Below are 11,826 nucleotides of genomic sequence, written 5' to 3'. Positions count from 1 at the left end.
CCCCCCCCCCCCCCCCCCCCCCCCCCCCCCCCCCCCCGCCCCCCCCCCCCCCCCCTCCCCCCCCCCCCCCCCCCCCCCCCCCCCCCCCCCAGGACTCACGAGGGATTCGAAAGGTTGTACCCCTCGGTCGCGGAATCCGTCACGACACCGAGGTGAACTTCGTCCCCTCGCCCGCGTACAGCGGTGTCGTCGACCTCGTGAAGGGGGCCGACCAGGAGCCGGTGCCCAGGAACACGTGGGTGCCGGCGGCGCCGTAGGCGAGGAGGTCGGGGCGGCCGTCGTTGTTCGCGTCGCCGACGCCCACCAGCTGGCTGTACGCGTTCCAGCCCCCGCCGATCCGCACCCGGCCCGCGAACGTGCCGTCGCCCTTGCCCTGGTACAGCCACAGCACGCCCGACGCGTCCCGGGCGACGAGGTCGCCGGCGGGGCCGCCGGAGATGTTGCCGGTGGCGGTCAGCTGGTTGTAGACGCCCCAGCCGGGGCCGAGCCTCGTGCGGCCGGAGTAGGGCGCGTTCCAGGCGCCGGTGCCCTTGTAGAGCCAGAGGACGCCGGCGGTGTCCGTGGCGACCAGGTCGGCCTTGCCGTCGCCGGTGAGGTCGGAGCCCGGGGCCATCGTGGGGTAGATGCCCCAGCCGGGGCCGATCTTGACGCGGTTGGCGAACGTGCCGTCGCCCTTGCCGAGGAAGCTCCACAGGACACCGGCCGTGTCCCGGGCGAGGAGGTCACCGGCGGGCGCGCCCGCGATGTTCCCCGCCGACTCGATCAGGTTGTACGCGTTCCACCCCGTACCGATCTTCACGCGCGGCTTCGCCGGGGTCACCTGGCCGGCCACCGGCCAGTCGAGGGTGTCGTCGCGCCACAGGGTGCCGGAGGCGTCGCGGGCGAGGAGGTCGGGGGAGCCGTTGTCGGTGAGGTCGTGGGGGTTGGCCTGCCGGGTCACCGTGAAGGAGCCGGTCGCGTAGCCCTGGCCGCCGATGCCGTTCAGCGGCGTCGCGACGACCTGCCACGTGTAGTCGCCGTTCGGGGCGCTCACCCCGCCCGTCAGGCCGTCCCAGGTGAGCCGCGCCGGAGCCGACGGCTCCACCAGACGCTTCGTGAACGCCTTCCCGGTCGCGTGGTGCCGCAGTGTCACGTCGAGGGTCACGTTGGAGCGCGAGAGCGTCCACTCCATCGGCACGAGCCCGCCGTCGCGGTCCAGCTGTGCCACGGCCGGGACCTTGCTGCCGACCACGGTCGGCGTCGACGAGGCACCGGGCGTCGGTGCGACGAGCGCGACCTGGGGCTCGGTGGCGGACTCGGTGATCTTGAACAGTCCCTCGCCGTCGGTCATCCTGCCGCCCTGGACGACGATCCCGTCCGGCGTGACCGTCGCCGCCGTGAAGTGGTCGAGCAGGGTGGTGGTCGCCCCCGTGACGAGGTTCCGCGCGGTCAGCGCGTGCAGCGGGTTGCGGACGGACGCGTTCAGCCCGCCCGGCACCCCGTACAGCACCCAGTCCCCGGAGAACCCGACGAGCTCACCACCGGTCCCCGCCCCCAGGTTGATGCTCGTGAACGGGGCGTACTCGCTCCGCTTCTGCACGGCCAGCCGCGTGACGCCGTCCGGGTACTCCGTCCACGCGAGGTACGACGGGGAGATCGCGGCGGTCGCGCTCGACACGCGCGCCCCGGTGCTCCACGGCGTCCGCATGAAGCCGCCGAGCACGCTCGCCGTCGCCTGCCAGTACGTGGGGGTGCCGCCGCTCCCCTTCCGGGTGAAGAGGATGAGGATGTCGGCGCCCGAGTGCGCCATGACCCGGAAGTTCTGCGCGTCGTTCTGGTACGAGATCCTCTCCTGCTGCTGCACCCCGTTCACCCGGGTCAGCCGGTAGAGGTCCTGGGCGCCGTTGTTGTTGGGCGCGCTCAGGTACACCGTCGAGCCCACCGCCCCGACGACCATGTAGTCCTCGATGCGCCCGGCCGGCTTCACGGAGACGGGGTAGCCGCCCGAGGCCATGTCCCGCAGGACGAACTGTCCGTCCTCCTGCGTGATCACGGTGTCCGAGCGCGTCGCGAGGCCGTACGCCCCCGGAACCGGCGTCCTCGACCCGTCGGCGAACTTCGTCCACGTCAGCGTGGCCCCGCCGGTCCCGTCGTCCTTCGAGGTGAGGAATCCGGTCGTGCCCGCGCTGACGAGCACCTCGCCCGCCGGCAGCGTCACCGCCGACGCGTCCTGGACCCCTGCCGCCACGGCGGCCCCCGCCACCGGCGCGGTCACCAGCGTCCCGGCCGTGGCCGTGACGGCGAGGACCGCGAGGACGGCCGTGGCGAGCCGGCGGCCGTGGCGTGTGTGTGCGTGCTTCATGTGGGTGTCCCCCATGGTTTCGTGCGTGCTCTCGTCCCTGCCCGATCTCGCGCCCGTCCCGTCCCCGCGGCGTGTCGGCACCGGGGGACGGGACGGACGGGACGGGCTCAGCCGATGAGGTTGTACGCGGTCGTGCCCGACGGGTACAGCGAGGTGTAGGTGCGGGTGAGCGGCGCCGACGGGTTGCCCGTGCCGACGTAGAGGAGCGTGCCGCCGGTGGGGGAGTAGGCGAGGAGGTCGCTGCGGCCGTCGCGGTCGGCGTCGCCGGTGCCGACGAGGTGGGTGAAGCCGCCCCAGCCGGCGCCGAGGCGGATGCGGGCGCCGAAGCCGGCGCCGCCGGTGCTCGGGTAGAGCCAGAGGACGCCGGCGGTGTCGCGGGCGACGAGGTCGCCGTGGGCGGTGCCGACGAGGTCGCCGGTGGCGGTGATCTGGTTGAAGGCGTTCCAGCCGGCGCCGACGCGGGTGCGGCCGGAGTAGGGGGTCTTCCAGTTGCCCGTGCCCTTGTAGAGCCACATGACGCCGGCGGTGTCGGTGGCGAAGAGGTCGGCCCAGCCGTCGCCGGTGACGTCACTGCCGCCGGTGATCTTGTTGTAGCCCTGCCAGCCCGCGCTGATCTTCGTGCGGGTGGCGAAGGTGCCGTCGCCCTTGCCGAGGTAGCTCCACAGGACGCCGGCGGTGTCGCGGGCGACGAGGTCGCCGGCGGTGCCGCCCGCGACGTTGCCGACGGCCTCGATCCGGTCGTAGGCGTTCCAGCCGGCGCCGAGCAGCTTGTGCTCGGTCTCGTGGATGTAGTCCGAGAACTGGCCCTTGACGAGGTCGTCGCGCCACAGCCGGCCGGCGGAGTCCCGGAGCAGCAGGTCGGGGGTGCCGTTGTCCGTGTAGTCGTGCCCGGCGGGCTTGCGGACCACCTTGAAGGCGCCGGTCTGGCGCACCTCCGGGCCGATGCCGTTGTTCGGCTTGGCACGGAAGTCCCAGGTGTAGTCGCCGTTGTAGGCGGAGAAGCCGGTGAGCGTGCCCTGCCACTTGAAGCGGACCGTGGCCGTGTTGGCGACGGTGTCGCCGAGGCCGGAGAAGCTGATCTGCTCCGTCCTGCCGGTGCGGGTGTGCCGCAGGGTGACGGTGCCGGAGGCGTTGCCGCGGGAGAGGCCCCAGGTGAAGGTCGTCGTGCCGCCGTTCTGGTCCGGGTCGACGACGGGCGGGACGTCGTTGCCCGTGAGCTTGAGTGCCGTCGGCGCGTCGGTGCCCGCGACGAGGGTGGCGGCCGGGGTGCCGTCGGCGCCCGGTGCGATCCGGTAGATGCCCTCGCCCTGGGCGAGGGTGCCGCCGCGCACGAGGAGGGAGCCGTCGGGGGCGGTGGCGACGGTGGCCACGTGGTCCAGGAGCCTGACGGTCCGCCCGTCGGCGAGGGAACGCGCCGTCAGCGGGTAGAGCGCCGACGGGAAGTCGGCCGTGCCGCCGAACGGCCGGGCGTAGGTCGCCCAGTCGCCGACGATGCCCGCGTGCATGCCGGAGCCGCCGTCGACGTACCCGAGGTCGGTGTACGTGGGCGAGCCGCCGCCGCGCGGGGCGGTGGCGAAGCGGATCCGGTCGGGGGCCGTGTACTCGGCCCAGGCCCAGTGCGTGGCGGTCGCGTACGAGGCGGCGATCGGCTTGGCGTTCGCCGGGAGCGTCTCCAGCACCTCGCCGGTGAAGGTGTCCACGGCGGCGGCGTAGTGCCGGGCGTCGTCGAGGGTGCCCGTGGAGTACTGCAGGACGGCGATGCCGGGGGCCGTCAGGGAGATCCTGCCGAGCCGCGCGTCGGCGGGGATGCCCTTGCCGTCGGTGCCGGTCCGCACGGGGGTGGTGGTGATGCCCGTCGTGCCGCTGTCCTTGCGCAGCAGGACGACGCTGAGCTGGCGGGTCTCGCTGACCGAGGACGCCACGAGCGACGAGCCGACGGCCGCGCGCACGTAGTACGAGCCGGGCGCCGTGATGCCCGTGCGCATGCCGCTCGGGTGGGCCATGTCGTTGATCCAGTAGACGCTCTCCCCTTCCTTGCGGGAGAAGACGATGTCGGAGCCGCTGCCGAGGTAGGAGGTCAGCGGCTCGGCGAGGGCCTTGGTGGCGCCCGTCGTGTAGTCCGTCCAGCGGTACTCGGAGCCGGTCGGGGTCGCGACGGTGCTGAGGAACCCGGTGGTTCCGGCGCTGACGACCTGCGAGTTCTTCGGGAGGGTGGCCACGGCCTCGGCGGCCCGCGCCTCCTGCGGGGAGGCGGTGGCGGCCGGGGCGGCCGTGGCCGGCGCCGCGGTGACGGCGACGCCCGCGGTGACGGCGAGGACGGCCGTCACGGCGGCGGCGAGGTGGCGGGGTCTGTACGAACGGGTCAAGGAGATCGTTTCCTCTGGTGTCTGTGGGGCGTCAGGGGCACGCGGGGCGACGGGCGGCGTCAGGTGACGTGGTCGATGCCCCAGCCGGAGCTGTTGATCACGAGCGCGTCGGTGGGCACGCGGGTCGCGAACGGCGTCCGCCAGCTGCCGGTGCCCGGGTAGACGTACGAGGTGTTCTGCGGGCCGTAGGCGTACAGGTCGGCGCGGCCGTCCATGGTGCCGTCGCCGATGCCGACGATCTGGGTGTACTGGTTCCAGCCGCCGCCGATGCGGACCCGGGTGGCGAAGGTGCCGTTGCCGTTGCCGAGGTAGAGCCACAGGACGCCGGCCTTGTCGCGGGCGACGAGGTCGCCGGGGGCGGCCCCGCCGACGTTGCCGACGGCGGTGATCTGGTTGTAGATGGTCCAGCCGGCGCCGACCTTGACGCGGTTGGCGAGGGGTGCGGTGGGTTTGCCGGTGCCCTTGTAGAGCCACATGACGCCGGCGGTGTCGGTGGCGAGGACGTCGGCGCGGCCGTCGCCGGTGACGTCGCTGCCGCCGGCGAGCTGGGTGTAGACGTTCCAGCCGGCGCCGATCCGGACGCGGTCGGCGAGGGGGTTGCGGGTGTCGCCGGTGCCCTGGTGGAGCCAGAGGACACCGGCGGTGTCGCGGCCGACGACGTCGGGCGCGGTCGTCCCGGCGACGTCGCCCACCGCCTCGATCAGCTTGTAGCCCTGCCAGCCGCCGCCGATGTACTCCGGGTCCTCGGCCGGCACGACCTTGCTCTTCCAGACGTCGTACATGGTGTCCTGGTGGCGCAGGGTGCCCTGGCTGTCACGGAAGAGCAGGTCGGGGGCGCCGTTGTCGTCGAAGTCGTGCATCCGGGGCTTGCGGGCGACCGTGAAGTTCCCGGTCCGCTTCAGCTCCGGGCCGATGCCGTTGGTCGGCCTGGCGGTCAGCTCCCAGGTGTAGTCGCCGTTGAACGCCGCCTTGCCGGGGTCGCTCTCGGTCCGGGCGAAGTTGCCGCGCCAGAGGAAGTTGAAGCTCCCGTAGTCGCTCGACATCTCGTGGTGGTAGCGCTGCCTGCTCTGCTGGTGGATCAGCTCCACGGTGTACGTGAAGTGGCCGTGCGACAGCTTCCAGTTCAGGTAGACGCGGTTGTTCTGGGCGTCCAGGTCGACGACGGGTCCGATGCTCGTGGAGAGGAACGTCAGCGCGGTCGACTCGCCGGTGGAGGCGATGCGTTCGGCGGTCGGGGTGCCGTCCGCGCCGACGGCGATCCGGTAGACGCCCTCGCCCCCGTCGACCGTGCCGCCGCGGGCGAGGAGGGTGCCGTCGGGACCGGGGACGACGCCGGACACCCGGTCGAGCACCCGCTCCGTGCGGCCGTCGGCGAGCGAGCGGACGGTGAGGGGAAGCAGCGGGTCGCCCGCCCTTCCCCCGCCGGGCGCCGTGGACGTGCCGTAGGCGACCCACTCCCCGAACAGGCCCAGCGTCGAGGCGCCCTCCGCCTGCCCGACGGTGACCGAGGTGTCCGTGCCCGTGGCCCGGTCGGTCACGACCAGGTCCGCGCCCTTCCACACGGCGAGCTTCTCCGGGGAGACGGCCGCGTTCCCGTAGCCGCCGTTCCCGGAGGTCAGGGGCGGGTACGTCCGTGTCACCGCGGCCGACGCCAGGTCGATCACGGCGTGGGCGCTCTTGGTGTAGCCCGCGCCGGGCAGCCGGTAGGTGACGAAGGCGGTGCCGTCCGCTCCGCTCGCCGTGGCCACCTGGCCGATGTCGGCCGGGACGCCGGTGACCTTGCGGTCGTCGAGGGTGTTCCCGGTCCTGGTGACCAGGTGCAGCTCCTTCGGCGCGTCGTACGTCCCCACCTCCACCAGAAGCGTCGATCCGTACGCCGCCACGAACTTGTGCGTCGGTCCCAGCTGCTTGAGGTCGATCACGACCGGGGCCGTACCGGCCGGCTTCGCCATGTCGTGCAGCCGGATCACCCGGTAGTCGTGGTCGTCCGCGACCGCCACGACGTCGGACACGAGCCCGTTCGGGGTCGCGGGCCCCCCGGAGTACGCCTTGGACAGCAGGGTGGACGTGCCGTCCGGCCGGTACCAGACGTAGTCGTAGCCGAACATCCCCTCGCTGTCGTAGTACTCCGTGGAGCCGAGGAAGCCGTGCGGACCCGAGCCGAGGAGCGACGTCGTGGCCGGCACCGCGGGCACGGGCGCGGGATCCGCCGCCGGGACGGCGGCGGTCCCGGCGGCGGCCGGGACCGCGGTGGCCGGGACCGAGGTCACCGCGGTACCGGCGGTGACGGCGAGGGCGGTGAGGACCGCGGCGGCGAGGCGTCGTCGTGCTGTGCGGGAGGGAGACAAGGGAATCGATTCCTCTCGGATCGGAACAGCAGGGCGCGGGCGGGGGCCGTCACGAGCTGTCAGGTGACGTGGTTGACGAGGGGGTCGCCGCCGGTGCCGCGGAAGATCAGCAGGTCGGTGGGCGTCCGGCCCCGGAAGGGCGACGAGGGGGAGCCCGTCCCCTCGTAGACGTACGAGGTGTTGTTCGGGCCGTAGGCGTACAGGTCGGCGCGACCATCCCCGGTCGCGTCGCCGACGCCGACGAGCCGGCTGTACTGGTTCCAGCCGGCGCCGAGTCGTGCGCGGGTGGTGAAGGTGCCGTCGCCCCGGCCGAGGTAGAGCCAGAGCACGCCGGCCTTGTCGCGGGCGACGAAGTCCCCCGCGGGAGCCCCGCCGACGTCGCCGACGGCGGTGATCTGGTTGTAGGCGTTCCAGCCGGCGCCGACCTTGACGCGGTTGGCGAGGGGTGCGGTGGGTTTGCCGGTGCCCTTGTAGAGCCACATGACGCCGGCGGTGTCGGTGGCCAGGACGTCGGCGCGGCCGTCGCCGGTGACGTCGCTGCCGCCGGCGAGCTGGGTGTAGGCGTTCCAGCCGGCGCCGATGCGGACGCGGTCGGCGAGGGGGCTGTCGGTGTCGCCGGTGCCCTGGTGGAGCCAGAGGACGCCGGCCGCGTCACGGCCCACGACGTCGGGCGCGGTCGTCCCGGCGACGTCGCCCACGGCCGCGATCAGCTTGTAGCCGTTCCAGCCGCCGCCGAAGGACTGGGTGAAGCGGGTGGACTCGACTCGCCGGGATTCGGTGTCGTACCGGGTGTCGACGCTCCGCAGATAGCCGAGTTCGTCGCGGAAGAGCACGTCGGGAGAGCCGTTGTCGTCGAAGTCGTGCATCTTCGGCTTGCGGACGATCCTGACCTCGCCGGTGGCGTGGACGTCGGGGCCGACGCCGTTGTCCGGCGTGACGGTCAGGTTCCAGGTGTAGTCGCCGTTGAACGGGTTCCCGCCGTTGAGACTCGCGGCGGCCGCGGCCCGAGCGTCCCAGGAGAAGGCCAGCCTGCCGTAGGTGTAGACGTCGTCCCTGCCGGTGTGGACGAACTTCTCGCCGGTCCGCTTGTGGATCATCTCCAGGGTGTAGGAGAACGCGCTGTGGGACAGCGTCCACTGCATGTCGAGCCGCCCGTACCGCGCCGCGTCGAGGTCGAGGACGGGGGCGAAGTCCGTCGAGAGGACGGCCAGCGGAGCCGACTTGCCCGTGGCGAAGACGAGTTCGGCGGCCGGGGTGCCGTCGGCGCCCGGCGCGATCCGGTAGACGCCCTCGCCCTTCGCGGCGGTCCGGCCCTCGACGAGGAGGGCGCCGTCCGGGGCGCGCACCACCTCGCCCGTCGCGGAGTCGAGCAGCCCGACCGTCCGGCCGTCGGTGAGCGAACGGGCCGTGAACTGTTCGAGGGGGCCGTCCTGGTACGCGTACGGGCCGGTGCGCGTGCCGTAGGCGACCCAGTCGCCGAGCAGGCCGACCAGCGCGGGAGCCGTGGCCCGGCCGACGGGGATCGACGTGTCCGTCCCGGTGGCCCGGTCGGTCACGACCAGGTCCGCGCCCCGCCACACCGCGAGCTTCGTCGGTGAGGCCGTCGCCCGCCGGTAGCCGTCCGCGCCGTACGGCAGGGGCTCGTTTGTACGCGTCACCGCGCCGGCGGTCAGGTCGACCACGATCACACCGGTCTTGCCGCCCCCGCCGACCGGGTAGTACGAGAGGACTGCCGCGTCGGTCGTCCCGGCCACCCCTCCGACGGCACTGCCGAACGTCGCCGGGACTCCGGTGATCTTGCGTTCGGAGACCGTGGCGCCGCTCCGGGTGAGGAGACGCAGCTCCTTCGGGCCGTTGGTGGGTCCCACCTCGACGAGGATGCCGAAGCCCGCCGTGGCCAGGTACGTGTACTCGGAACCCAGTGCACTGAGGTCGAAGACGACGGGGGCCGTGCCGGTGGGCGCGGCCATGTCGCGGAGCTCGATCAGGGTGCTGTCCGAGACATAGGACTTCTTCGTCACGATGTCGGAGCCGCCGAGGTCGCCCGTCATGATCTGCTCCCCCTCCTGGGACCGCGCGAGGAAGGTCGACGTGCCGTCCGCCCGGTACCAGCGGTACACGGTCTCCACCCCTTCGGGGTACAGGGATCTGCTGGCGGAGCCGAGGAATCCGCTGCTGCCCCAGCTGACGACGTCCACGTTCGCGCCGAGCACGTACCCCGGCCCCGTGTCCGCCGCCGGGGAGGCGGAGACCGCACCGGCCGCCGGGGTCGCGCCGGCCGGGACGGTGGTGAACGCCGCGCCCGCGGTGATCGCGAGGACGGTGACGACGGCGGCGGTGAGCCGGCGTCGGGTCGTGCCTGGGGCCACGGGTTTCTCCTCGAGGAGTGATCGGACGGCACGCACATGTCCGTGCATACCGTCCGATCAGACAATCAGTCAGGAGAAAAGGTTGTACGCCTTGTTCGCCTCGAGTTCCGTCAGCCGGGGCTTGTCGAGCGGCCGGCCCTTGATGTGCGTGCCGAGGTACGCGTAGGCGTGGTGGTTGACCGCGTCGCGTGCGACGAGGTCGGGGATGCCGTCGCGGTTGACGTCGCCGGAGCCGACGATGTCGGAGAAGACGTTCCAGCCGGCGCTGATCCTGACGCGGGTGCGGAAGCTGCCGCGTCCGTCGCCCTCGTAGAGCCAGAGGACGCCGGCCTTGTCGCGGGCGACGAGGTCGCCGGCGGGGGCGTCGACGCCGTACAGGTCGCCGGTGGCGGTGAGGTGGTCGTAGACGTTCCATCCGGCGCCGACGCGGGTGCGGCCCGCGTAGGGGGCGTTGGCCTTGCCGGTGCCCTTGTAGAGCCACATGACGCCGGCCTTGTCGGTGGCGACGAGGTCGGGACGGCCGTCGACGTCCAGGTCGCTGCCGGCCGCGATCCGGTCGTAGACCTGCCAGCCGCCGCCGATCCGGGTACGGGTCGTGAAGCTGCCGCGTCCGTCGCCCTGGTAGAGCCAGAGGACGCCGGCCTTGTCGCGGGCGACGAGGTCGCCGACGGCCGAGCCGGCGATGTCACCGGCCGCCTCGACGCTGTCGTAGACGTTCCAGCCGGCTCCCACCCGCGAGCGCTTCGAGATGATCTCGTGGGTGTACGGGCTGTCGAAGGTGCTGTCCCGCCACAGGACACCGGCGCTGTCCCGCGACAGGAGGTCGGGGGAGCCGTTGTCGTCGAAGTCGTGCGGGTTGGCCTTGCGGACGACGGTGAAGGTGCCCTGGGCCGAGACCGGCGCGCCGATGCCGTTGTTCGGAGTGGCGGTGAACTCCCAGGTGTACGCGCCGTTGTAGGCGCTCAGCTCCGGGACGGGCCCGGTCGTGTCGAACAGGTCGCCGCGCCAGTCGAAGTGGGCGATCAGGTCGGTCCCGACCTGGGGACGGGAGACGGTGATGCTCTTGCCGGTCCGGACGTGGCGGAGGGTCACCCGGTAGTCCGCGTTGCCGCGGTTCAGGTGCCACCTGAAGGTGACGTTGCCGCGGTACTTGTCGAGTTCGACGGTGGCGGGCACGTCCGCCGGCTTCGTGAAGGCCAGCCCGGTCGGCTTGCCGGTGGAGGCGACGAGGGTGGCGACGGGCGTGCCGTCCTGGCCGGGGGCGATCCGGTAGAGCCCCTCGCCGCCGTCGATCCGCCCGCCGCGCACCAGCTGGCCGCCGTCGGCCGTGGCGACGGCCGAGGTGATGTGGTCCAGGAGCGGGACCGGGGCGCCGCCCGTGAGGCTGTGGGCGGTGAGCGCGTGCAGCGGGTCGGGCGCGGCGCTGTCGAGGCCGCCGCGCTGCGAGACGGTCAGCCGGTCGCCGACGAGACCGATCTCGATCGCGCCGAGCGTCCAGGTCTCGCCGAGCGGCACGATCGTGTCGTTCGCGCTCGTACCGGTGCCGCGGGCGCGGACCACCACGCGGGCCGTGTGGACGTTCGTGTCGTACTCGACCCAGGCGATGCCGGTCGCGGAGACGGCGACGTCGCCGTAGTAGGCGGACGCGGGGGTCTCGTACGTCTCCGTCACCGCGCCGGTGGCGAGGTCGAGCACCGCGCGGTGGCGCGCGCCCGCGGCGGTGACGTAGGTGACCAGGGCGTGCTCGGCGGTGCCGGGGTGCACCCTGGCGTACTGCAGACCGGTGGGCAGGCCGGTGACGGTGACGGGGCCCTTGCCCTTGACGTGCTGGACGAGGGAGAGGCCGGAGCCTGTCTTCACGGTGGTGAAGAGGGCGCTGCCGGCGGCCCCGCCGAAGGCCACGGTGACGCTGCCCTCGCCGCCGGGGCCGTCGAGGGTGCCCAGCCAGACGCTGTGGAGCGTGGTGTTCGTCCCCATGTCGCGCAGCGACATCGCGTCGGACGCGACCGAGACGACCAGGTCGCCGCTGCCCGTGCCCGTCGTGGCCGGGGTGCCGGGCAGGACGGTCGGCGCGCCGCCGTCGTAGGGCGTCCAGCGGTACTCGGGGACGGCCTTGTCGTAGGTGAGGAAGCCGGTCGTGCCGGAGGCGATGATCACGGCGCCCTCGGGGAAGGCGACGGCGGCCTGCTGGGTCGTTCCGGTCGCGCTCGCCCCGGCGGCCGGGAGCGGCGTGGCCGAGACCGCGGGGACGGCGAGCGCGCCCGCGCCGAGCGTCACGGCGAGGACGGTGGCGACGGACGCGCTCAGGCGCCGTCGGGGGAAGCGTGCGGAAGCCAAGGAGTTCCTCCAGGAGAACCGGGCGGTACGCACGCGTGCGTACCGCCCGGTAAGACTGTTGAACC

At 73.0% G+C, this 11,826-nt stretch carries 5 protein-coding genes; all 5 read right to left on the bottom strand.

Annotation, left to right across the window (positions count from 1 at the left end):
• Window positions 1–139: 139 nt before the first annotated feature.
• A complete protein-coding gene (locus ACZ60W_RS27215; RefSeq protein WP_469758008.1) occupies window positions 140–2,341 on the bottom strand; it encodes an FG-GAP repeat domain-containing protein in 2,202 nt (733 codons plus the stop codon).
• A gap of 107 nt (window positions 2,342–2,448) precedes the next feature.
• Window positions 2,449–4,707 carry an FG-GAP repeat domain-containing protein gene (locus ACZ60W_RS27210; RefSeq protein WP_469758007.1) on the bottom strand — a complete coding sequence of 753 codons (2,259 nt, stop codon included), beginning with the start codon at window positions 4,705–4,707 and terminating at the stop codon, window positions 2,449–2,451.
• A gap of 59 nt (window positions 4,708–4,766) precedes the next feature.
• A complete protein-coding gene (locus ACZ60W_RS27205) occupies window positions 4,767–7,055 on the bottom strand; it encodes an FG-GAP repeat domain-containing protein (RefSeq protein ID WP_469758006.1) in 2,289 nt (762 codons plus the stop codon).
• Between the two features lie 59 nt (window positions 7,056–7,114).
• Window positions 7,115–9,424, bottom strand: coding sequence for an FG-GAP repeat domain-containing protein (locus tag ACZ60W_RS27200; protein ID WP_469758005.1), 2,310 nt, complete (start codon window positions 9,422–9,424; stop codon window positions 7,115–7,117).
• A gap of 69 nt (window positions 9,425–9,493) precedes the next feature.
• Entirely contained in the window at window positions 9,494–11,761 is a 2,268-nt protein-coding gene (locus tag ACZ60W_RS27195) for an FG-GAP repeat domain-containing protein (protein WP_469758004.1), read from the bottom strand.
• Window positions 11,762–11,826 lie beyond the last annotated feature (65 nt).

This window comes from Streptomyces sp. NPDC104202 (assembly GCF_055584185.1).
The sequence above is the reverse complement of the archived record's forward strand: the minus strand, read 5'-3'. Positions and strand labels throughout refer to the sequence as shown.

Coding starts and splice junctions, on each gene's coding strand:
- ACZ60W_RS27215 (WP_469758008.1), bottom strand. CDS start 2,341: ATGAAGCACGCACACACACGCCACGGCCGCCGGCTCGCCACGGCCGTC.